Origin of the sequence: Nocardioides dokdonensis FR1436, assembly GCF_001653335.1 — a bacterium.
GTDB classification, from domain to species: Bacteria; Actinomycetota; Actinomycetes; order Propionibacteriales; family Nocardioidaceae; genus Nocardioides; species Nocardioides dokdonensis.
On record NZ_CP015079.1, the window covers coordinates 1849196 to 1871030 of the forward strand.

A 21835-nucleotide genomic window follows, 5' to 3' on the forward strand; every position below is an offset into this window, starting at 1 on the left:
CCGTGCAGTCGCGTCGTTGACGACCCGCTTTCCCAGCGCGGTTTTTGATTGCTGCAAGGTGCTCGCTCGAGCCCCGGCGCCGGTTAGAGAATGTGAACTGGCCCCATTCGACACGACCCCCGGCCAGTTTGTGGCGATTACTCGAAGGTTCTCCTGGTGCTGCATTCATCGTTTACATCGGGCTCTGAAGAGGGCGGCGCCGGTTTTGCGGATGGCCACCGCCCATGGCTCAAGAGCGGAACTTCAGTTTCCGCTGTTCACCATTCCAGCGCCAACGGTAGCGCCGGTTGCCTCGTCAATAAGAATGAACGAACCGGTGGCGCGATTCTGCGAGTACGGGTCGCAGAGCAGTGGGATTGTGGTGCGCAACTGTACCCGTCCGATCTCGTTAACGCCGAGCTCGTTGCTTTCCAGGTCGCGGTGCAATGTGTTGATGTCGAGTCGGTACTGAATGTCCTTCACCAATGCCCGACCGGTGCGGGTCGTGTGCTTGATGGCCAGCTTCTGGCGCGGCTTCAGCGGCGCCGTGGTCATCCAACAGATCATCGCGTCGATGTCCTGGCTGGGCTTGGGCGCGTTGCGGATTCGAGCGATCATGTCGCCGCGCGACACATCGACGTCGTCCTCGAGGCGGACGGTCACCGACATTGGCGGGTAGGCCTCGGTGAGCTCCCTATCGAAGAGGTCGATGCCGGCGATCTTGCTGGTCATGCCGCTGGGGAGCACTACGACCTCGTCGCCCGGCTTGAGCACACCGCCAGCCACCTGTCCGCCGTAGCCCCGGTAGTCGTGGTGCTCGTCCGACTTGGGGCGCACGACGTACTGCACAGGGAAGCGGGCATCGATCAGGTCGCGGTCGGAGGCGACGTGCACATGCTCGAGGTGGTGCATGAGCGTGGGCCCTGAGTACCAGTCCATGTTCTCGGAGCGGGTGACGACGTTGTCGCCCTGCAGTGCCGAGATCGGGATGACCTGAAGATCAGGGATGTTGAGCTTGGTGGCGAACTGCGTGAACTCGGCGTGAATCTTGTTGTAGATCTCCTCGGAGAAGTCGACGAGGTCCATCTTGTTCACGGCGAGCACCAGGTGGGGGACCCGCAGCAGCGAGAGGATCACCGCGTGGCGGCGGGACTGCTCGGTGAGGCCCTGGCGAGCGTCGACGAGCACGAGCCCCAGGTCGGCGGTGGAGGCGCCGGTGACCATGTTGCGGGTGTACTGCACGTGGCCCGGAGTGTCGGCGATGATGAACTTGCGGTTGGGCGTCGCGAAGTAGCGGTAGGCAACGTCAATGGTGATGCCCTGCTCGCGCTCGGAGCGCAGACCGTCGGTCAGCAGCGCGAGGTCGGTGTAGTCGAAGCCCTTGGACAGGCTGGTGGCCTCGACCGCCTCGAGCTGGTCCTCGAAGATCGCCTTGGAGTCGAGCAGCAGGCGCCCGATGAGCGTCGACTTGCCGTCGTCGACCGAGCCTGCCGTGGCGAAGCGGAGCAGGTCCATGCCAGCGGTGACTGCGGCGCCGGTGTCGGTGGGGGTGGCGTTCATCAGAAGTAGCCTTCCTTCTTGCGGTCCTCCATGGCGGCCTCCGAGAATCGGTCGTCGCCGCGGGTGGCGCCGCGCTCCGTGACGCGGGCGACGGCCACCTCCTCGATGATCTCCTCGACGGTGCTGGCGGTGCTCTCGACGCAGCCAGTCATGGTCAGGTCGCCCACGGTGCGGAACCGCACGGTGCGCTCAGACGCGATCTCGCCGTTCTTGCACGGGTTGTGCTCACTCTCGGTGAGGAGCATGCCGTCGCGCTCGAAGACTCGGCGCTGGTGGGAGAAGTAGATGTTGGGAATCTCGATGCCCTCGCGGCCGATGTAGTCCCAGACGTCGAGTTCGGTCCAGTTCGAGATCGGGAAGATCCGCATGTGCTCGCCCTGGTGCAGGCGGCCGTTGTAGAGGTTCCAGAGCTCGGGGCGCTGGTTCTTCGGGTCCCACTGGCCGAACTCGTCGCGGTGGGAGTAGATGCGCTCCTTGGCGCGGGCCTTCTCCTCGTCGCGGCGACCGCCACCGAAGGCAGCGGTGAAGCCGTTCTCCTCGACCGCGTGCAGCAGGGTGCCGATCTGAAGCCGGTTGCGGCTGGTCTTGCCGTCATCGACCACGACGCCGGTGGCGATCGCCTCCTCGACGCTGGCGACGATCATGCGGACGCCGAGGCGGTCCACCCAGCTGTCGCGGGTGGCGAGGACCTCGGGGAAGTCGTACCCGGTGTCGACCTGCAGGACCGGGAACGGGATCTTCGCCGGATAGAACGCCTTCTCGGCCAGGCGCAGCATCACGATCGAGTCCTTGCCGCCCGAGAACATCAAGACGGGCTTCTCGAATTCGGCCGCGACCTCGCGGAAGATGTGGATCGACTCCGCTTCCAGCTGGTCGAGCTGGCTCAGCCGGTAGTCGGCGTGTGTGTCGGTCATGCGTAGAGGACCTCTCCAGTAGGGGGGCGCGGGCCATCGTAGACCGCAGCCACGTGGACAGTTCAACCGCAGTTGGATTGCGAAGCTCTCCGCGGCGCCTCTGACTTGGTCGGGAGCGTGCGGTCTTGACCAGCGGAGCCGCGCATGTGACTTCCCTTTACATTGGATCTATCGTTTGCAGGTCGTCCGACACGCACATCGCACTGCTCATCGGGGCCCCGCCACCCACGGGGCCCTGGGACATGGGGTCATTTCGTGGAACTTGCCGAGCGCATACGCCGTCACCGTCGTCCGGTGACACTCGCCTATGACCTTGGGGCTTGGGCCTTGGCCTACTGGGGCTTCGCGCTGCTGCGCTATCAGCCGACCGACGGTGGCGTCGTTCCCTGGCTCACGCTGACCGCTCTCGCGGTGGTCTCCTGGGTGATCTACTGCCTGATTGGTCTCAGCTTCCGCTTGCACGCCGGGCGCGCCAGGACGGGCAGTTTGGAGGAGGCGATCGCGATCGCGATCAGCATCGGGCTTGCCGGGGGAGTGATGTTCTCGGTCAACCTGGTGATCCAGGTGGTGCCGCGCACAGTTCCGGTAGGGGCGTCTTTGCTGGCCATCGTCGTCGTGGCCTGGGCGCGCGCCCTCTGGCGCCGCCTGCAGGAGCGTCGTTGGGAGGCGGTCTCCGGCCCTGGGCGGCGTGTGATCGTGCTCGGCGCCGGCCAGGCCGGCGCCGACCTGATCGCCTCGATGCTGCGCGACCCCTCTCGTGCGTGGACTCCGGTCGGGCTCCTCGACGACGACCCGATGAAGCGTCAGCGTCAGATCCGTCGCGTACCGGTGCTTGGTGGAACGGCACAGATGGGCGAGATCGCGCGAGCCCACGGTGTGGCGCACGTAATCCTGGCGCTCCCGAGTGCCTCTGCGGAAGTAATCGAGAGGCTGCGCGCGCTCGCGGTCCATGAGGGCCTCATCGTCAAGGTGCTGCCGGCCGCGACCGAGCTCATCGGGGAGCGGGTCGACATCCGCGACATTCGCGACATCGACCTCAAGGACGTGCTGGGGCGCAACCAGCTGGACACTGATATCTCCGCCATCGCGGGCTACCTGACCGGCCGCCGCGTGCTGGTGACCGGTGCCGGCGGCTCGATCGGCTCCGAGCTCTGCCGCCAGATCTCCCGGTTCGACCCGCTTGAACTGATGATGCTCGACCGCGACGAGTCGGCGCTGCACGCGGTGCAGCTGTCGCTCAACGGGCGCGCTCTGCTCGATTCCGACGACGTCGTGCTCTGCGACATTCGCGATGCCCAGCAGGTCCAGATGCTGTTCCGCGAGCGCCGTCCCGAGGTTGTGTTCCACGCGGCAGCGCTCAAGCACCTCCCGATGCTCGAGCAGTACCCCGCCGAGGCCGTCAAGACCAACGTGATCGGCACCCGCAACGTCCTCGATGCTTGCGACGCCATCGGGGTGGAGCGGTTCGTCAACATCTCCACCGACAAGGCGGCCAACCCGGCCAGCGTCCTCGGCTACTCCAAGCGGGTCGCCGAGTGCTTGACAGCGCAGCGCTCGCAGATGGTCGAGGGTTCCTACCTCTCGGTCCGGTTCGGCAACGTGTTGGGCAGCCGGGGCTCGGTGCTGACCGCGTTCGCCCAGCAGATCGCCCGGGGCGGGCCGGTCACGGTCACCGATCCCGATGTCACTCGCTATTTCATGACCATCGAAGAGGCTTGCCAGCTCGTTATCCAGGCCGCCGCCATCGGGTCCGCAGGCGAGGCCCTGGTGCTCGACATGGGCGAGCCCATCAGCATCCTGGGGGTGGCCGAGCGGCTCATCGCGCAGTCGGGGCGCGACATCCGTATCGAGTTCACCGGCCTGCGCCCCGGAGAGAAGATGCACGAGGAGCTCTTCGGCGACTGCGAGCCCGAGAACGTGAAGCCGTCCCACGACAGTGTGAGCCACGTGCCAGTGGCTGGTGTCAGCGAGGCCGAGGTGGCCAGCCTGCCCACGGTCGGTGATTCACGTGAGGTGTGCCGCGCCTTGGAGGAGCTGTGCGCGACCGCTCTAGACCGTCAGCGCGACGTGGTGGAGTGGGTCGAGGCCTGACCGGGCGGCGCCACCTGCTGGGCAGAGAACTGAGGTCCGGCAAGTCGTCAAGTCGATCGCTCGGTGGCACGGTGCAAGGTCGTCGTGTGCGGTGACCCGACGGCGCGCGCTGCATCCGGGCCTAGCCGCTGTTCGACGCCGCGCGCTTGCGCATCTTCCTAGACGCCACCGACCCCAGGGCCGCCGGCCCGGCGCAGCTGATAGCACCGAACGCGGCCACATCACCACCGCGCAGCCTGGGGCGTCAATCTGCAGTACGCCGCTTTGGCGCACTTGCCCTCAGTCACGTTCGCCGTGCACGCGGCGTGGCAGGCTGCAGCGATGGCGTTCGACCTGACCTACGCTGCCGCAACCAACACCTGAAGAGGCCTGGCCAAGACAACAACCACGACGCTTTTCGGCAGGGGCTCGTTCGGTGATGCCGGTTCCAGGCGCGGTGTAATCGCCGGGCGTCCATGCTTGCGGTGGTTCGTTCCGTATATGTGGCCACGCGTCCGACGATCCGAGCGAAGCCACGGTTCGCGTCTTCCGGTAGCGGAGCGGCGGATCAGTTGAGCCGGTCCCCAAGCGGGCACTAGATCAGTCGGCGGCCTTGTCGCTACCGCGGCGGCGAGAGCGGTCGCTGCGGTGAGGCTTGGTGGGCTCGGGTGCGGAAGGGGCGTAGCCGTAGCCGTAGCCGTAGCCGTAGCTGGCCCCGTATCCGCGACCACGTCGCGAGGGGGTCATGTTGAGCACCGCGCCCACCAGCGCCGCGTCGACGGCACCCAGGCGCTGGGCGGCCTGCGCGAGCTGGTCCTTCGTCGTCCTGCCATGCGCCACGACCAGGATGGCGCCGTCGGCCTGGGTCGAGAGCAAGGCTGCGTCGGTGACAGGCAGCAGCGGCGGCGCATCGATGATGATGGTGTCGAACTGTTCCCGGCATCGTGTCAGGAGCTCGGTCATGGCGCGGGACTGAAGCAGCTCTGCCGGGTTGGGCGGTATGGCTCCGCTGGCGAGGACCGCCAGGCCGGTGGCTGCGTACTCCTGCAAGGCGTCCTCGAAGCTGACCTTCCCGAGCAGGACGGTCGTGACCCCGACGGAGCTATCGAGATCGAGGGCAGCGGTCGCCTTGGGGCGACGCAGGTCGCACTCGATCAGGAGCGTCTTCTGTCCAGCTTGCGCCAGCGTGAGAGCCAAGTTGACCGCCGTGGTGGTCTTGCCCTCGCCCGGTAAGGCCGACGTGACCACGAAGACCTTGGTCGCTGCATCGACGTCGACGAACTGCAGATTGGTGCGCAGCACCCGGAAGGCTTCGGCCCTCGGTGCGTGCGAGTCCAGAGTGCTGACGAGTGGCTCGGTCTTGACCGAGGCGTCATAGGCGATCGAGCCGAGCAGGGGGGCCTCGGTGGTCGTCGAGACGTCCTCGACGGTCTTCACGCTCGTGTCCAGCAGCTCGCGGGCGACCGCCAGTCCGAAGCCGAGCAGCAGGCCGAGCACGAACGCCAAGCCCAGGTTGCGGACGGGCTGAGGGGTGACCGGGGACGAGGGGAGCGAGGCATCATCTTCGACGCTGGCCTTGATTAACGGGTCGTCCGCGCCGGCAGGCGTCTCCAGCTTGCGGACGAGATCGCTCAAGCCCATCGCGTAGGCCTGCGCAATGGCCTGTGCCTGGACGGGGTCGGCGTCCAGCGCGGACAGTTCGATCAGGACCGTCTCGGGCGAAACAGTGGCCGAAACCTTGCTGCGCAGCTCGCTGGCCGACAGGCTGAGGTCGAGGTCCTCGACGACGCTCTGGGCAAGGCTCTCGCTCTTGCCGACGAGCACGGCGTACGACGAGACGCGCTGCTGGCTGAAAAGGCCACCCTGGTAGGCGCTGCTGACGTCGCCGCTACCGCTGCCGCCATCTCCGTAGGTGGAGACGAAGAGCCGGGCCGTCGACTGGTACTGCGGGGTGGCAGTGAACGTGAAGGCAGACGCGGCCCCGACGACGATCAGGGTCGACGCGACTACCATCAGCCACCGGCGCCTCAGGATGCGCAGATAGTCCTTCAGTTCCATGCCGGGGCTCCCATGATCGATGTGACCATGGAACCCTAAGTGAAAACCCCGTCTAGACGTGCTTTGTCCCTGATCGTGACCTCAAGGACTCATCTACGAGGTGGCGACCGGCGTCCGCCCGTAGTCGTCCTCGAGGCGGCAGATGTCGTCCTCGCCGGTATAGGTGCCCATCTGCACCTCGATCACCACCAGCGGGAAGTCCTCCTGGTTGGTGATGCGGTGGGCCTGGCCGACCTCGACCCAGATCGATTCGCCGGGTCCGGCCACGACAGTCTCGCCATCGATGACGGCGGTGCAGCGGCCGGCGGCGATCACCCAGTGCTCGGCTCGGTGCTCGTGGGTCTGATAGCTCAGTCGGGAGTGTGGGTCGACGTGGATGCGCTTGACCTTGAAGCCGTCGCCCTCGTCGAGCACGGTCCACGAACCCCACGGGCGGTTCTCGCTCTCACCGATCATCTGCAGACTCCCCTGTGTCCACGGCCAAATGCCGCACGCAGACAATCGTAAAGGCTGGAGGTCGGTCGCGGAGAACTGTTACCAAACGTTAGCGACGTCGTAGACCTGCCATGGCAGGACGAACGTCGACGAGATAGACCAATGCAGCAATGGTGAGGATGAGATTGAGGATGCCGATGGGGCTGTTGAGGAGCAGGACCTGCACAGCGACTGCGATGCCCAGGATGATCGTCCAGGCCGGCTTGGTGAGCTTGCCGGCCGCTTCGTAGGACTCGGACGAGAACATCAGCGAGTTCACGAACGCGAAGATCTTCACCGCGAGCAGCACGAAGGCGAGCAGGGCGTAGAAGCCGAGCTCGAGGGAGTAGACATCCAGCACTCGCTCAGCGTACGGGCCCCGCGGTGCTCACGGGGTCTCGACGTCGCTCGAGCCTTCGGCCCTCGCTGCTCGACAGTGACGATACGAATGGAGTGCCTGGTGGCAGGTCGTCCTGACTCGCTGCTCGACTGACCATGGTGTCCATCGCTGGATCTGTCGGTCGGTCTGCTGCCGGGTGCTGCACCCAGCCAGGCGGGGGCCTCGTGACTTCATAGGAGCTTGTGCCCAGCCGTCACTGATCACTGTCCTGTCCGCTGCCCTCGCCTGGCTGGCGCCACCGCCACCACAAGAGGAGACGGCATGACCACCATGACATCTGCACCACCCGTATCGCACTGCACCCACGAGGAGACCAGCGCTGCCTTCGGTGATCCGCCGTCGCCACGGGTCGGGGTGATCGGCGGAGTCGACACCCACCGCGATCAGCACGTCGCTGCCGCCCTCGACTCACTGGGACGCCTGCTAGGCATCGAATACTTCGACGCTGACACATCCGGCCATCGGGCCCTGCTGGCCTGGCTGGAATCGTTCGGACCGGTGCTGATGATCGGCATCGAGGGCACCGGCGCCTACGGCCTAGGACTCGCACGCCACCTGGCCACAGCCACCACCGCCGACCTGATCGAGGTCGATCGACCAGATCGACGCACGCGCCGGCTCAAGGGCAAGTCCGACCCCATCGACGCCGAAGCCGCCGCCCGCGCGGCGTGGTCGGGAGCGCACACCGGCACTCCCAAGGCCCGCGACGGACGCATCGAAGCGCTGCGCAACCTGCGTGTCGCTCGACGCTCAGCAGTCCAGCAACGCGCCGACGTCGTGCGCCAGATCAAAGCACTGATCGTGACCGCCGAGGACGACCTACGCCACCGCCTGCGTCACCTAGACACCCCCACATTGGTGCGCACCTGCGCCGCACTGCGACCCGACCCCGCGCACATCGCAGAGCCCCTGCACGCCACCAAGGCCGCCCTGCGCAGCCTCGCCCGCCGTCACCGCCACCTCAGCGAGGAGATCACCGACCTCGAGGCGCTGATCCACCCCCTGGTCGAACAGATCAACCCCGCCCTGATGGCCATCAACGGCATCGGACACGACTGCGCCGGACAGCTCCTGGTCACCGCCGGCGCCAACCCCGAACGCATCCACACCGAAGCAGCCTTCGCGATGCTCGTCGGCACCGCGCCGGTCCCGGCCTCCTCAGGCCAAACCCACCGCACGAGGCTCAACCGCGGCGGCGACCGTCAGGCCAACGCTGCCATCCACCGCGTCCTGCTCTCACGAATGCGCTGGCACAAACCCACCAAGACCTACCTCGCCCGCCGCGTCAACCAACGCGACCTCTCCAAACGCGAAGCAGCCCGCATCCTCAAGCGCTACATCACCCGCGAGATCTACCCCGCCCTGATCAACCCCCACCACGGACTTGACCATCCATAGGAGCATCCAGCGATGCGGCGGCGCCGGGGCGCCTCCCTGCTCGACCAGCGGTGGTTGCGGGGTCTCGACGTCGCGCGAGCCTTCGGCCCTCGCTGCTCGACCAACGATGGCTCCCGTCGCGGTTCGGCTCAGAAGCAGGCGCGGATCTCACCTACGGGTCGACCCCCGCCAAGGAGGACGTGCTCACCGGTCTTGCGGACGGCGTCTGCATCCACCCACTCTTCGGAGGTGACCCCGGACCGCTCAAGGGCGGCCGCCATCATCACCGGCCTCGCGCGGGCCGCGCCGTCGTCGGTCTTCATCGCGAATGCGCGGCCGTCGGGCAGGGCGACGGCGTAGACGGACTCCGCACCTGCCTTGCCGATCGAGCCGGGCATGGCGGTCAACAGTGCCCGCTCGTCGCGCGCGGTGCCCGACACGTACTCGGGGTGGGCGCGGATCGCCTCGGCGATCCGATGCTCCGGACCGTCGGTAGCGACCGCCAGCTTCGAGAATGCACGGGCGAGGCCGGTCACCGAGCAAGACAGCAGTGGGGCGCCGCAGCCGTCGACGGCGACCTGGGCAGGTTCGCCGGTCATCCGTTCGAACGTCGCGAGGATCGCCTGCTGGAGCGGGTGCTGAGGGTCGAGGTAGGTGGCGGTGTCCCATCCGTTCTGGACGCAGGTCGCGAGCATCGCGGCGTGCTTGCTCGAGCAGTTCATGGCGATGGGGGACTTGCTGTCTCCGTTGCGGAGCAGCGCTTCGCGCGCGTTGTCGTCCAAGGGCCAGTCGTGCGGCGTCTGCAGCGCCGACTCGTCCAAACCAGCCTGCTTCAGGATGCGGCGGGCGCCGTCGAGATGGATGTCCTCCCCGGAGTGCGAGGCGCACGCGAGCGCCAGTAGGTCCGGCGGCAGGTCGAGACCCTGCTCCACCATGGCCAGCGCCTGGATCGGCTTGTTCGAGGAACGCGGCAGGATCGGTGAGTCCACGTCGCCCACCGACCAGTCCACGGACCCGTCTGGGCGCAGGGCTACCACCGAGCCGTAGTGGTGCCCCTCCACGATCCCGGAGCGGACGATCTCGGCCACAACAACAGGTCCAGTCATGCCAGGCACCGTAGGCGGCGCGCGCGGCGAGCGTGAAACTCGACTGAATCTGTCAAGATACTCGGGTGAGTTTTCCGCAGCACTGTCCTTCGCCCCGCGAGCTCGACGACCTGGAGCTCCTCGTCTCGGGTGCGCTGGCCCCGCTGACCGCCTTCAACGAGCCGGGCAGCGTCGTGACGCTGGACCTCCCGGCACCGGTCCGCGAGCAAGCGACCAGCGCCGGCGCGGTGGAACTCGTCGACCCCGAGGGCCTGCCCCTGGCGCGGGTGAGCGTGCCGGGCGGCGCCGTCGAACCGCTGACGCACGCGCAGTACGGGCCCTTCCGGGACCGCTACCTCACCCCGGCGCAGGTCCAGGATCAGCACCCTCGTCGCACGGTGGTGCCGGTCGTCGACGCGCTCACCGAGCAGCAGATCGCCGAGCTGTCCGGTCTGGGGCCGCTCGTGCTCCTGACGCTGGTCGGCGCCGGCACCCCCGACCTGTCAGCCACAGCCCTGATCCGAGCCACGATGCTGGCCGCCCAGCGGCTGACCGACGCCGTCGTGGTCGCCGTCCCGCTCGCGAGCCACGGCGATGTTGACGCTGACCACGCGCTCGGTGTGCAGGTCGCCCACAACTATGCGGGAGCTGGCCCGGTCGTGGCCGTGCCATATGCAGCCGACGACGACGCATACGCGGACGACATCGCGGCGATCGTCGACCGGGACCGCCCGGCGGCCGACGAGCAGGGCCTGGTTCTCTTCTTCACCGGCCTGTCCGGCAGCGGCAAGTCGACCCTCGCTCGGGCGCTGATGGACCGCATCCTCGAGCAGGGCACCCGCACCATCACCTCCCTCGACGGCGACGTGGTGCGCCGCAACCTCTCCGCAGGGCTGACGTTCTCCAAGGCGGACCGCGAGACCAACATCCGCCGCATCGGCTGGGTGGCCGCCGAGATCTCCCGGCACGGGGGGCTGGCGGTGGTCAGCCCGATCGCGCCGTTCGACGAGACCCGTCAGCAGGTGCGCGCCATGGTCGACGAGGCCGGCGGAGCGTTCTTCCTCGTCCACGTCGCCACCCCACTGGAGGAGTGCGAGCGCCGTGACCGCAAGGGTCTCTACGCCAAGGCACGCGCCGGCGAGATCCCGGAGTTCACCGGTATCTCCTCGCCCTACGAGGAGCCGCAGGACGCCGACGTGGTCGTCGACACCACCGGTCGCACGATCGACGACGCCCTCGGCGACGTCATCGGTGCGCTCGCCGAGTCCGGCTACCTCGACCTCCGGCCCTCATCGCTGTTGGTTGAGCAGACCCCGCCCCCATGGTTGGTTGAGCAGGGAGGAGCGCCAGCGACGACCGCCCGTCGAAACCCGGTGACCGGCGCAACCGCCGCAGCCCAAGACGCGGGGCCCCTCAAGGTCCTCTTCGTCTGCACCGCCAACATCTGCCGCTCGCCGTACATGGAGCTCACCGCCCGACACCTCGCGGCGGGCGATCCGACGCTCGAGTTCGCCAGCGCCGGCACCCACGGCCTGGTCGACGAGCCGATGAACCAGCCGATGGTCGACGTGCTCGCCGACGAGGTGACCGGTCACGAGCCCTTCCGCAGCCGGCGCCTCACCACCGCCGAGCTCGAGTGGGCCGACGTCGTGCTCACCGCGGAGGCCTCGCACCGCCAGTTCATCCTCGACGACAACCCGGCGTTGTTCCGCAAGGTCTTCAGCCTGGGCCAGTTCGTGGAGACGGTCGGTGACATCGGGGCTGGCGTACACGGCCGCGACCTGCTCGCGGCGATGCAGCACCGCCGGGGGCCCGCCTCGACCGAGCTCGACGTCGCCGACCCGTACCGGCGCGGCGACAAGGCGGCTCGCACCGCCGCCGACCACGTGGACCGCCTGCTGGTGGTCGCGATCCGAGCACTCTCGACCGCACCGAAGGCGCCCTGATGGACATCCTGACTCTCACCGCCCTGTCCATCCTCGTCGCCGGATTCGTCGTCGGCGTCGTCGTCGGCCTGACCGGCATGGGCGGCGGCGCCCTCATGACGCCGGCGCTGATCTTTCTCGGTGTCGGCTCCGGCGAGGCGGCCACCATCGTCACCGCTGACCTGACCGCTGCGGCCGTCTACAAGTCCGGCGGCGCTGTCGTGCACGCGCGCCAAGGCTCACCCAACTTCGAGCTGGCGAAGTGGCTGATCATCGGGTCGGTGCCGATGGCCTTCCTCGGGCCCTACATGGTGAAGATCTTCACCAGCGACGCTGAGCAGCTGGACAAGGTCCTCAAGCTCAGCATCGGCTTCGCACTGCTCTTCGCAGCCGCCACCTACGCGCTGCGGCTCTACATCAACCTGCGCGCGGTGCGCTCCGGCGGCCACGCCGGCGACCCCGACCCCAAGATCAAGGTGCTTCCGACCCTGCTGGTCGGCATGCTCGGCGGCCTGCTGGTGGGCATCACCAGCGTCGGCTCCGGCTCGGTCATCATGATCGCGCTGCTGATGCTCTACCCCGGCCTCTCCGCGGTGAAGCTGGTCGGCACCGACCTGGTGCAGGCCGTCCCGCTGGTGCTCGCCGCTGCCATTGCCAACATCGCGATCCACGGGCTCGACTGGAGCATCGCCATTCCGCTCATCATCGGCTCGGTGCCCGGCACCATCCTCGGCAGCAAGATCGCGCCCCGGGTGCCGCAGTCGTTCATCCGTCGCGGCATCGTGGTGGTGCTGACGATGTCGGGCGTCGCGCTGCTCGACAAGGCCGGCTGGGCGCCGCTGGGCCGCGAGGAGACGCACCCGGTGCTCATCGTCGTGGTCGGTCTCGTGGTGGCCGTGCTGGTCCCGCTCGTGTGGGGCGTGCTGCGCAAGGAGCAGGGGCTGCCCTTCATGGGCGCACCTACCGTCAGCGAGCTGGACAACTGGACCTACGGACGCTCCACGCACACGCCTCGGCAGAGGAAGGACTCAGCGACCGATCGGGTGGACGGGCCAGTCGACTAGCGACGGCTGGTCCACCCAGTCGGGGCCACCGGCGAGCCGAGCGATGTCGGCGTCCACCATCAGGCGCGCGAGGTCGAGGCCGGCGACGCTGGCCTTCCAGTCCAGCTCGCGGGCTGCCTTGCCCGGGTCGCCGATCAGCTCGTCGACCTCGGTGGGGCGCAGGTAACGGTCGTCGTACCGCACGTGCTTCTCCCAATCGAGACCCGCGTGATCGAAGGCCGTGGTGACGAAGTCACGCACGCTGCACGCCACCCCGGTGGCCAGCACGTAGTCGTCGGGGGAGTCGGCCTGCAGCATCTGCCACATACCCTCGACGTACTCCGGCGCGTAGCCCCAGTCGCGCACCGCATCCAGGTTGCCGAGGTAGATGTGCTCCTCGAGCCCGGCCTTGATCCGCGCCACTGCGCGGGTGACCTTGCGGGTCAGGAACGTCTCGCCCCTACGGGGCGACTCGTGGTTGAAGAGGATCCCGCTGACGGCCCACATGCCGTAGCCGTCGCGGTAGTTGCGGGTCATCCAGTGCGCGAAGACCTTGGAGACGCCGTACGGGGAGCGGGGGTGCAGCGCCGTCTCTTCGTGCTGCGGCGGGTGCGTGGCGCCGAACATCTCCGAACTGGAGGCCTGGTAGACCCGCGCCGGCACCTCGGCCATCCGCAGCGCCTCGAGCACCCGCAGGGCACCCATCCCGGTGACGTTGCTGGTGTGCTCGGGCTCGACGAAGCTGACCCGCACGTGCGACTGGGCCGCCAGGTTGTAGACCTCGTCGGGCTCGATCCACTGGAAGAGGTAGGTCAGACGGCCGACGTCGGTCACGTCACCGTGGTGCAGCACCAGCCGGACGTCCTCGTCGTGCGCGTCTTGGTAGAGGTGGTCGATGCGCGAGGTGTTGAACGTCGAGGCGCGCCGGATCAGGCCGTGCACCTCGTACCCCTTGCCGAGCAAGAGCTCAGCGAGGTAGGAGCCGTCCTGGCCGGTGATGCCGGTGATGAAGGCGCGTCGACGCCTGACCTGCTCGCTCATGGGTCGGATTCTTCCTCATCGGCTGCGCGCTGCGAGACCGGTCCACGACAGGGGAGGCCGAGGGACCGGCCGGTGGCGCACCGCGAGGCGATCGCGCAGACTGGGCGCGCGGCTCCGGACGGTCCTCGGGGGAGCCCTCAGCCCTTCACGAGACGGACACGATGACTCGCTCCCGCCTGGCCGTGCTGGCCGCCACCGCATTGGCCGCCAGCATGCTGCCCGCGTTCACCCTGACGGGCTCGGCCACCGCCGCGCCGGTCGTCCCCGCGGCTCGCCAGGACGGAGGAATCTTCGCCCCCTTGCCCGGCTTTGAGCCCGAGGGCGACCGGGTCCGCGTGGACGCCTCGGACTTCGCGGCCGTGCGCGTCGACCTCGGCGCGGCCCGCGCCGCACTGGCCTCCGCTCCCACTCGCGTCGCTGCGCGCGGCACGGTGCTCGCGCTGCCCACGCCGGACGGGGACGCCGAGCGGTTCTCGGTGCACGCCACCTCCGTCATGGAGCCGGACCTGGCGGCCGCGCACCCTGAGCTGCGCACCTACGCCGGCCGGTCCCTGGACACCCCCGGGCGCAGCGTCGTCCTCGACGTCACGCCGCTCGGCCTGCACGCCTCCGTACGCGGCCCCGGCGGTGACTACCTCGTCGACCCGGCCTACGACGCGCGCGGCACCCGGGAGCACCTGAGCTACTACGCCGCCGACGCCGCGACCCCGGTGCCCGACCTGCTGGCCCAGGAGGAGCCCCGCGACATCACCGGCGCGGCTGTGCGCAAGCCGGCCGACGGGCAGGCCGGCGCGCTGGTGAAGCGACGTACGTATCGGCTGGCGCTGGTCAACGACCCGTCGTACGCCGCGTACTTCGGCACCGCCAACGTGTTGGCAGAGAAGGTCACGCTCATCAACCGGGTCAACCAGGTCTACAACGACGACCTCGGCATCCGGCTGCTGCTCGTCGACGACTCCGACCGGCTGAACCTGGACTCCGCAGCCAAGGCCGAGGGCGCAGATGGTCCGTGCGGCTCGGCGCCGTGCTTCGACCCGGCCGTGGGCGACCCGGAGAGCGAGGGCGGCGAGCCCGGCATGCTCGACTACTGCAGCCCCGGCGCCCTCGGGCGGATGCGCACCGTGCTCGGCCAGCTCATCGGCGCCGACGCCTACGACCTGGGCCACCTCGTCCTCGGCGTCAACGGCGGCGGCGTCGCCTACCTGGGCGTGGTGGGTCAGGACTACTCCTCCGGCGGTTGCACCGGCCTTCCCGAGCCCCGCGGTGACTTCTTCGCCATCGACTACGTCGCCCACGAGATCGGCCACCAGTTCTCCGGCAACCACACCTTCAACGGGACCAAGGGCGCGTGCGGCGGCAACATCTCCGAGGCATCCGTCGAGCCGGGCTCCGGCTCGTCGGTGATGGCCTATGCGGGCATCTGCGGGGTCGACGACCTCCAGCCGCACACCGATCCTTACTTCTCCCAGCTCACCATCGGTGAGGTCACCCGCTACGTGACCTCGACACAGCGCCGAGCCATCGAGGTGCAGACCGTCTCGCTGCGTGGCTTCGACACGGACGGGGACAGCATCGAGGTCGCCTACGGCGACAAGTCGCGCACCCTGACCCGCGGTGAGAACTACACCAGCGCTGGTGTCGAGGCCGCTATCGAGGCGGTCACCGGCATCAATGTGCGGATCGCGAAGTGGGGTTACGACGCCTACGGCGACTTCAGCCAGGCAATCGCCCCCCCGGGCCGCCCCATCGACGCCGGCTTCCAGGTGATCTTCAACGACAAGCTCGACCCCTTCGACACCGGCAAGGCGCCGCGCAAGAACCTGCGCTCGCTGTCGGTGACGGGAGGCAGTGGGGTGACCGCGTCCGTCGGCGAGACCGCCAAGGGCGGGGCTGTCGCCAACGGCGGCGACCAGGTCGCGACCACCACCAACCACAAGCCGGTCGTCAACGCCGGCAAGAACCGGGTCATCCCCGTGCAGACCCCCTTCACGCTCAAGGGCGCGGCCAAGGACGCCGATGGAGACGACGTCACCTTCGTCTGGGAGCAGAACGACACCGGCGTCGGCACCAGCCTGGTCGACAACCGCAAGATCTTCGGGCCGCTCTTCCGGATGTTCAGCGACAACGCGGTCGTGACCAACGAGGCCGCACAGCAGTCCCCGTCGCCTGGGCAGAACACCGCCACCACGTCAGCCAAGCGGAGCTTCCCCGACCTGGCGCAGGTGCTGCATGGCGCGACCAACGCCAAGACCGGCCGCTGCCCTGCCTTGTCGCAGTCGGGTGACGGGGGCGCAGCGCCGACCGACCGCCAGCTCGACTGCTACTCGGAGTTCCTGCCCACCAAGCAGTACAAGGGCAGCAGCGACATCGGCAAGCGCAAGATGCACTTCCGGCTCACCGGCCGCGACGGGTTCACCGAGGGTGGAGGCACGTCGTACGACGACGTGGTCGTGCGGGTCAAGCGCAAGGCCGGCCCGTTCCTCGTCAAGACCCAGGATGACGGCCAGGCGCTGCGCGGGGGCAAGAAGGTGCGCGTGGCGTGGGACGTCAACCGCACGCGGTCGCTGGCCAAGAAGGTGCGCGTCAAGCTCTCCGTCGACGACGGAGCGAGCTGGAGCAACGTCGCGCTCAAGACCAGGAACGACGGTGCGGTGCGGGTGAGGCTGCCGAAGGTCACCGCAGAGAAGGCGTGGTTCATGATCGAGGCGCGGGGGAACATCTTCTTCGACACCAACGACCAGGCCTTCTCGATCAAGTAGTCGGCCTCCGTCGAGGTCCCGTGGGTGTGGTCTATGCCTTGCTTGCGGGGTCTCGACGACGATCGGCGCTGGGGCGCCTCTCTGCTCGACCGGCAGTGGGTCCGGAACCAGAGGCCGGAAGGTCACCGCCTTCGGCCCACGGGTGTTGAGCCCCATGCACACCGACCTCCTAGGCTGAGATCGTGAGCGACACGAGGACGACCGGGCTCGGCACCTGGGTTCCCGCTGCCGTGCTCTCCGTCGGTTTCGTTGTCCTGCTGTGGCTGATCGAGATCGCCGACCAGCTCACGCCCAGCGGGTCATTGGACGACAACGGCGTGCGTCCACGCACCGACGAGGGGCTGCTCGGCATCCTGATCGCCCCGGTCCTGCACGGCGGCTGGGACCACCTGGTCGGGAACTCCGGGCCAGTGCTGGTGCTTCTGTTCGCAGTCCTGGTCGGCAACCTCGCCCGTGGGCTGACCGTGACCGCGGTGGTGTGGGTCGCCTCCGGGTTCGGGACGTGGCTGGTGGCCGGGTCCCAGACCTCGCACATCGGCGCCTCGGGCCTAGTGTTCGGTTGGCTCGTCTATCTCGTCCTGCGCGGGTTCTTCGCCCGCAGCGCGCTCCAGATCGGGGTGGGCGTGGTCCTGTTTCTGGTCTACGGATCGATCCTGTGGGGCGTACTGCCCGGGCAGCCGGGCATCTCCTGGCAGGGGCACCTCTTCGGTGCTGTCGGAGGAGTGGTGGCTGCCTGGCTCACCGCGAGGTCGAGGGTCGCTCGCCGAGGCTGATCCCGGTCAGGTGGTCTCGTGCGGGGAGCCGTGGCGAGCAGCGCGGAGGGTGACTGCGACCAGCAGGGCCCCCATCAGTCCCCCCAGCGTGTTGGCACAGACGTCCACGAAGGTGGCGGAGCGATCTGGCAGGAACAGCCCCTGGATGAGCTCCACCGAAGCGGACGCCACGAACGCAGCAGCCGTCCAGTCCCGCCAGTTCCAGCGGGGCCACAACAGACCTCCGAGGGCGCTGATGGGGACGACCATCAGCGCGTTGAGCCCGAACTCGATCCGGGCGCCGGCGGTGAGCCGGGCGGGCGTGCCCATGGCGTCGGCCAGCCCGGCAACGTGCGTCACCACGGCTGAGGGGACCGCGCCCGTGGGGAGCAGGACGATGGCCGCGATGAAAAGGCAGTACGCACCCAGTGCGACAGCGAGCCGACGCCTGGTTCGGTTCGACGGCTCGGTCGCAGCATCCAACGGCATCTGCCGCGACCAGGTCCGCTTCACAGCAGGACTTTAGAGGGCCCCCGTCGAGGCTCAGCGGGCGCTCTGCGCCGCCGTGCTCGCCGACTCGGGTGCGAGGTCGAGCGCGAACTCGACCATCGACTCGTCCATGCCCATCCATTCCATGATGTCGGCGGGCAGCGGCTCGGCGCTCATGCGGTGAGTGTCTCGCTCCACACTGGGCCAGGGCAGGAGCGCCGTGGCCAATTCATCCATTTGAGGTACGCGTTCACAAGGCGGGCGGGCCAGTGCCGGTCGTGCTGGGGCGCCGTACGCTCACGGCCGTGAACGAGGAGACTCCCGACCTGCTGGTGACCCGCACGGACGGCGTGGTGGAGGTGACCTTCCACCGGCCGCACCGGCACAACGCGTTCACCCGCGACATGTACGCGGCGCTCAAGGACCTGTGCGCCGAGCTGCGCGAAACCCCTGATGTGCGGGTGTTGGTGCTGCGTGGGGCGGGTGGTCGTGCGTTCGCCGCGGGCAACGAGATCTCTGACTTCCTCGAGCAGGACCCGGTGGCCTACGAGGACTGGATCCGCGAGCTGCTCGAGTCTCTGTTCTCGCTGCCTCAGGTCACCATCGCTGCCGTCGACGGTGTCTGTGTGGGTGGGGGACTGGCCGTGGCCACGCACTGCGACCTGCGGATCGCCACCGCCGGCTCCCGCTTCGGCTACCCGATCGCCCGCACGCTCGGCAACGCGCTCGCCGCCTCGATGGTCTACCGCTGCGCCACCGTCTTCGGGGAGCCCATCACCCGAGAGATGCTGCTCGCGTCCCGCCTCGTCGGTGCGGACCGTGCGTACGCCGTGGGTGCGGTGATGGCCGTGACGGAGGACCTCGACGCCGAGCTGGCCACGCTGCTCGACGGGCTGCGGGCGGCCTCGCCGGTCACGCTGCGGGCCACCAAGGGCCAGCTGCTCGACCGTGCTCGCCTGCTCGAGGCTTCTCCTGCGGGGGATGTCGACCTGCTTCAGGAGGTCTACACAGGACCTGACTTCGCTGAAGGCGTGCGGGCGTTCCTCGCGAAGGAGAAGCCGGCCTTCGGGCGCTGAGGCCGTCGCGCACCCACCCTGCTCACGGTGGCTGAGAGAAGCCTGAGACAGTAGGCACGCGTCGACGCGCCGGTCGGCGTGCAGCCCTGGGGGATGGAGACGCACATGCGAGTCCTGATCGGTGCCGATCGCAACGACGATGTCAGTGACGACGACCTGACGAAGCTCTACACGGCCGAGGCCAGCGCCGCGAAGCCGTGGATGCGCTGCAACATGGTCAGCACCGTCGACGGCAGTGCCACCGGGGTGTCTGGTGACTCCGGCTCCATCAACAACGACGCCGACGGCCGGGTCTTCCACACCCTGCGCGCGCTGGCCGACGTGATCATCGTGGGTGCCGGCACCGCCAAGGTCGAGCAGTACGGCCCGGCCGACGTGCCGATCGTGCTGGTCAGCCGCAAGGCCCAGGTGCCCGAGTCGCTGCGTGGCGCTCCCGCCGGCTCGGTCTACATGGCCACCTGCTCGCGCTCCGACGGGATCGACTCCGCGCGCGAGATCCTCGGCGAGGAGCACGTGCTCACCCTCGGCTCGCACCGCGTCGACCTGCCGCTGCTCAAGCGCGAGCTCGCCGAGCGCGGCTGGGTCAACCAGCTCTGCGAGGGCGGCCCGCACCTGCTGCGCGACCTGGTCTTCCAGGGCTGCGTCGACGAGCTGACCGCCACCACCGTCCCGCAGATCGTCGGCGGGGCCAACGGCCGGATCACCGAGGGCGCACCGGTCGACACCGCCCTCGAGCTCACCTTGCTGCTCGAGGACGCGGGCACGCTGCTGGGCCGCTGGCGGGTCAAGAACTGACGCGTCCCTCCTCGACCGCTGCGGAGGGGGCTCCCTGGCAGCGTCGTGCTTGGATGGCAGTGACAGCGCGGCTGGTGGTGAGGCACTCGGCCAACGCCATGGCTCGGCAGCGAGGAACCCACGTGAAGAAGCTCATCATCAGTCTCGTCGCGGCGCTCGTGCTGCTCGCGCCGACCGCCCCGTCCGCGGCAGCGACCCACACCCACTACGGGGAGTCGGCACGCGAGGTGGCGGCTGAGATCGGCTGCAAGCGCTTCGACCGCAACGGCGGTGGCGCCCTCAACAAGGACTCCGGCGTGTGCTGGCTCAAGGGCAAGCGGGTCAACGTCATCACCTTCCGCGGGCATCGACAGCAGCGCGACTGGAACGACGGAGCGAAGGCGGCGCTGCCGTCTGGTCACTGGTGGGCCAACGGCAAGGGCGCGCTCGTCACGGCACGCAACGGCAACAAGGCCGCCGCCAAGATCGGCGCCAAGCTGCTGCCCGGCGTCCTGAGGCATGCGTAGCAGTCAGGCCCGATCCCTAGGATCGTGGACGTGATGAGTCCCGGGGTCAAGGTCGCGCTGGTGCCGGGTGTGCTGGCGCTGCTGCCGGCGTACGCCGGGCGGATCGATCCTGTTGCTGAGCTGCGGGCTGCTTGTGTCGAGGCGGTGCGGTGGCTGGGGAATGACTTCGCGGTGGTTGCTGATCCGCAGGGGATGCGGGTGGTTGAGGCCCTGCGTCGGTCACTGGGTCTCGACGGGCGTTCGGCCGTGACCGGCCTCTCTGCTCGACCAACGGCGGTGCTGGTGGTGGGGAACGGGTCTGCTCGGCGGTCGGAGAAGGCGCCGGGGCACCTGGACGAGCGAGCCGTCGCCTACGACTCGGAGCTCGAGAAAGCGTTGCGTGGCGGCGACGTCGAGGCCCTGCGGGGCCTGGACCGGGGTCTGGCCGCGGAGCTGATGGTCGGGCACGTCGACGGCTTCGCCCGGCTCGCTGAGCTGCTGATACCCGGGGCCGCGGCCGAGGTGGACTACGCCGACGACCCTTTCGGGGTGCAGTACTGGGTGATGCGCTGGAGCCTGCCGGCGTGATCGCCTGCGCACGGTGGGACGACTGGTCGCTGGCCGAGCTCGTCGAGCGCAAGGGTGCGCACCGGGTCAGCCTGGTGGTGCCGGCGCGCAACGAGGAGGGCACCGTCGGAGACGTCGTCACCCGCACCCGCGAGGCGCTGATGGAGACGGTCGCGCTGGTCGACGAGCTGGTGGTGATCGACTCCGACTCCACCGACGCCACCTACGCGGTCGCCACCGACGCGGGCGCAGCGGTGCATCGCTCCAAGGACATCCGCCCCGACCTGGGCAGCCACCCCGGCAAGGGCGAGGCGATGTGGAAGTCGCTCTTCGTCACCACCGGCGACCTCATCGTCTTCATGGACGCCGACCTGCTCGACTGGGACACCCACTTCGTGCCTGGCCTGCTCGGGCCCCTGCTGACCCGGCCGCAGGTCTCGCTGGTCAAGGGCTTCTACGAGCGCCCCGGCGCCGACGGGCTCCAGGGCGGGCGGGTCACCGAGCTCGTCGCCCGGCCCTGGCTCGCGCTGCGCCACCCCGAGCTGTCCGGGCTCGTGCAGCCGCTGGCGGGAGAGTGGGCCGTGCGCCGCTCGCTCTTCGAGTCGCTCCCTGTCCCGACCGGGTACGCCGTCGAGCTGGCTGCCCTCGTCGATACCGCCCGGCTGCACGGGGTCGAGACGATCGCGCAGGTCGACCTCGGGCTGCGCTCGCACGACCACCAGCCGCTGCTCGACCTCGGTGCGATGGCGACCCAGATCCTGGCCGCGATGCTGGCCCGCGAGCCGGGTCTTTCCGCTGGGGAGGTCGCGGGCGAGGTGGCGCTGCGCCAGTTCCGCCCCGGCGAGGCCGCGATCGCTGCGGAGGCACGCGTCGTACCGACCCTCGAGCGGCCGCCGGCTCAAGATTTCACGCATTCCTTCGGCACTCCCGCCCCACGGGACGCGACGCGCTGACAGACTGCCTCGGTCCGCCCGGCCGGAGGGAGC

General features: G+C 68.7%; 20 protein-coding genes. 11 read left to right on the plus strand and 9 right to left on the minus strand.

Going from position 1 to position 21835, the window contains the following annotated elements; translation table 11 throughout:
• Positions 1–243 precede the first annotated feature (243 nt).
• Positions 244–1494, minus strand: a complete 1251-nt coding sequence (locus tag I601_RS08730) for a sulfate adenylyltransferase subunit 1 (RefSeq protein WP_068114610.1) — start codon at positions 1492–1494, stop codon at positions 244–246.
• Between the two features lie 44 nt (positions 1495–1538).
• Positions 1539–2453 carry a sulfate adenylyltransferase subunit CysD gene (cysD, locus tag I601_RS08735; protein ID WP_068108329.1) on the minus strand — a complete coding sequence of 305 codons (915 nt, stop codon included), beginning with the start codon at positions 2451–2453 and terminating at the stop codon, positions 1539–1541.
• Positions 2454–2708: 255 nt separating this feature from the next.
• Here cysD and I601_RS08740 point away from each other — a divergent pair, with 255 nt between their 5' ends.
• Positions 2709–4544, plus strand: coding sequence for a polysaccharide biosynthesis protein (locus I601_RS08740; protein WP_068108332.1), 1836 nt, complete (start codon positions 2709–2711; stop codon positions 4542–4544).
• A 579-nt stretch (positions 4545–5123) separates the two neighbouring features.
• Here the strand turns inward: I601_RS08740 and I601_RS08745 are convergent.
• The 3 genes from I601_RS08745 to I601_RS08755 form a co-directional block, all read right to left on the minus strand.
• Complete coding sequence (locus tag I601_RS08745; protein WP_068108335.1) at positions 5124–6581, minus strand: tyrosine-protein kinase domain-containing protein; 1458 nt, start codon at positions 6579–6581, stop codon at positions 5124–5126.
• Between the two features lie 93 nt (positions 6582–6674).
• The gene (locus I601_RS08750) at positions 6675–7037 is read right to left on the minus strand and encodes a phosphomannose isomerase type II C-terminal cupin domain (protein ID WP_068108338.1); all 363 of its coding nucleotides are present in this window, start codon (positions 7035–7037) and stop codon (positions 6675–6677) included.
• 88 nt (positions 7038–7125) lie between these two features.
• Positions 7126–7416, minus strand: coding sequence for a DUF2516 family protein (locus I601_RS08755; protein WP_068108342.1), 291 nt, complete (start codon positions 7414–7416; stop codon positions 7126–7128).
• Positions 7417–7716: 300 nt separating this feature from the next.
• Here I601_RS08755 and I601_RS08760 point away from each other — a divergent pair, with 300 nt between their 5' ends.
• Positions 7717–8853, plus strand: coding sequence for an IS110 family RNA-guided transposase (locus I601_RS08760; protein WP_237089559.1), 1137 nt, complete (start codon positions 7717–7719; stop codon positions 8851–8853).
• A gap of 128 nt (positions 8854–8981) precedes the next feature.
• Here I601_RS08760 and I601_RS08765 read toward each other — a convergent pair whose 3' ends face one another.
• The gene (locus tag I601_RS08765) at positions 8982–9920 is read right to left on the minus strand and encodes an asparaginase (protein ID WP_237089588.1); all 939 of its coding nucleotides are present in this window, start codon (positions 9918–9920) and stop codon (positions 8982–8984) included.
• An 83-nt stretch (positions 9921–10003) separates the two neighbouring features.
• Between I601_RS08765 and cysC the strand changes: the two genes are divergently transcribed.
• Together cysC and I601_RS08775 are read left to right on the plus strand one after the other, a co-directional pair.
• On the plus strand, positions 10004–11863 hold the full coding sequence (gene cysC / locus I601_RS08770; RefSeq protein WP_068108349.1) for an adenylyl-sulfate kinase: 1860 nt from the start codon (positions 10004–10006) through the stop codon (positions 11861–11863).
• Positions 11863–12906, plus strand: a complete 1044-nt coding sequence (locus I601_RS08775; protein ID WP_237089589.1) for a sulfite exporter TauE/SafE family protein — start codon at positions 11863–11865, stop codon at positions 12904–12906. The genes cysC and I601_RS08775 overlap by 1 nt, the downstream gene beginning before the upstream one ends.
• Here I601_RS08775 and gmd read toward each other — a convergent pair.
• Positions 12871–13926: a GDP-mannose 4,6-dehydratase gene (gene gmd / locus I601_RS08780; protein WP_068108352.1), complete on the minus strand. Its 1056-nt coding sequence runs from the start codon at positions 13924–13926 to the stop codon at positions 12871–12873. The genes I601_RS08775 and gmd overlap by 36 nt on opposite strands.
• Before the next feature lie 161 nt (positions 13927–14087).
• Here gmd and I601_RS08785 point away from each other — a divergent pair, with 161 nt between their 5' ends.
• Together I601_RS08785 and I601_RS08790 are read left to right on the plus strand one after the other, a co-directional pair.
• Positions 14088–16685 carry a reprolysin-like metallopeptidase gene (locus I601_RS08785; protein WP_068108357.1) on the plus strand — a complete coding sequence of 866 codons (2598 nt, stop codon included), beginning with the start codon at positions 14088–14090 and terminating at the stop codon, positions 16683–16685.
• A 182-nt stretch (positions 16686–16867) separates the two neighbouring features.
• Positions 16868–17458, plus strand: a complete 591-nt coding sequence (locus I601_RS08790) for a rhomboid family intramembrane serine protease (protein WP_218917776.1) — start codon at positions 16868–16870, stop codon at positions 17456–17458.
• 6 nt (positions 17459–17464) lie between these two features.
• On the opposite strand, the gene I601_RS08795 is transcribed toward I601_RS08790, so the two are convergent.
• The gene (locus I601_RS08795) at positions 17465–17926 is read right to left on the minus strand and encodes a VanZ family protein (RefSeq protein WP_084528070.1); all 462 of its coding nucleotides are present in this window, start codon (positions 17924–17926) and stop codon (positions 17465–17467) included.
• 54 nt (positions 17927–17980) lie between these two features.
• Positions 17981–18103 (minus strand): hypothetical protein, encoded by a 123-nt coding sequence (locus I601_RS21845; protein ID WP_257735093.1) that lies wholly within the window; start codon positions 18101–18103, stop codon positions 17981–17983.
• A gap of 128 nt (positions 18104–18231) precedes the next feature.
• Between I601_RS21845 and I601_RS08805 the strand changes: the two genes are divergently transcribed.
• The 5 genes from I601_RS08805 to I601_RS08825 all read left to right on the plus strand — a co-directional run bounded on the left by I601_RS08805 (position 18232) and on the right by I601_RS08825 (position 21802).
• Positions 18232–19002, plus strand: coding sequence for an enoyl-CoA hydratase-related protein (locus I601_RS08805; protein WP_068114612.1), 771 nt, complete (start codon positions 18232–18234; stop codon positions 19000–19002).
• A 105-nt stretch (positions 19003–19107) separates the two neighbouring features.
• Positions 19108–19797 carry a dihydrofolate reductase family protein gene (locus tag I601_RS08810; RefSeq protein ID WP_068108369.1) on the plus strand — a complete coding sequence of 230 codons (690 nt, stop codon included), beginning with the start codon at positions 19108–19110 and terminating at the stop codon, positions 19795–19797.
• A gap of 122 nt (positions 19798–19919) precedes the next feature.
• Entirely contained in the window at positions 19920–20303 is a 384-nt protein-coding gene (locus tag I601_RS08815; protein WP_068108371.1) for a hypothetical protein, read from the plus strand.
• A 33-nt stretch (positions 20304–20336) separates the two neighbouring features.
• Positions 20337–20870 carry a class III extradiol ring-cleavage dioxygenase family protein gene (locus I601_RS08820; RefSeq protein ID WP_068114614.1) on the plus strand — a complete coding sequence of 178 codons (534 nt, stop codon included), beginning with the start codon at positions 20337–20339 and terminating at the stop codon, positions 20868–20870.
• A complete protein-coding gene (locus I601_RS08825; RefSeq protein ID WP_237089590.1) occupies positions 20867–21802 on the plus strand; it encodes a glucosyl-3-phosphoglycerate synthase in 936 nt (311 codons plus the stop codon). Before I601_RS08820 ends, I601_RS08825 begins: the two co-directional genes overlap by 4 nt.
• Positions 21803–21835: the final 33 nt, after the last annotated feature.

What these genes read in the sequence shown, in the direction of transcription:
- I601_RS08730 (WP_068114610.1), bottom strand. Translation starts at nt 1,494, where the DNA reads ATGGACCTGCTCCGCTTCGCCACGGCAGGCTCGGTCGACGACGGCAAG.
- cysD (WP_068108329.1), bottom strand. Translation starts at nt 2,453, where the DNA reads ATGACCGACACACACGCCGACTACCGGCTGAGCCAGCTCGACCAGCTG.
- I601_RS08745 (WP_068108335.1), bottom strand. Translation starts at nt 6,581, where the DNA reads ATGGAACTGAAGGACTATCTGCGCATCCTGAGGCGCCGGTGGCTGATG.
- I601_RS08750 (WP_068108338.1), bottom strand. Translation starts at nt 7,037, where the DNA reads ATGATCGGTGAGAGCGAGAACCGCCCGTGGGGTTCGTGGACCGTGCTC.
- I601_RS08760 (WP_237089559.1), top strand. Translation starts at nt 7,717, where the DNA reads ATGACCACCATGACATCTGCACCACCCGTATCGCACTGCACCCACGAG.
- I601_RS08775 (WP_237089589.1), top strand. Translation starts at nt 11,863, where the DNA reads ATGGACATCCTGACTCTCACCGCCCTGTCCATCCTCGTCGCCGGATTC.
- gmd (WP_068108352.1), bottom strand. Translation starts at nt 13,926, where the DNA reads ATGAGCGAGCAGGTCAGGCGTCGACGCGCCTTCATCACCGGCATCACC.
- I601_RS08785 (WP_068108357.1), top strand. Translation starts at nt 14,088, where the DNA reads ATGACTCGCTCCCGCCTGGCCGTGCTGGCCGCCACCGCATTGGCCGCC.
- I601_RS08795 (WP_084528070.1), bottom strand. Translation starts at nt 17,926, where the DNA reads ATGCCGTTGGATGCTGCGACCGAGCCGTCGAACCGAACCAGGCGTCGG.
- I601_RS21845 (WP_257735093.1), bottom strand. Translation starts at nt 18,103, where the DNA reads ATGAGCGCCGAGCCGCTGCCCGCCGACATCATGGAATGGATGGGCATG.
- I601_RS08810 (WP_068108369.1), top strand. Translation starts at nt 19,108, where the DNA reads ATGCGAGTCCTGATCGGTGCCGATCGCAACGACGATGTCAGTGACGAC.
- I601_RS08820 (WP_068114614.1), top strand. Translation starts at nt 20,337, where the DNA reads ATGAGTCCCGGGGTCAAGGTCGCGCTGGTGCCGGGTGTGCTGGCGCTG.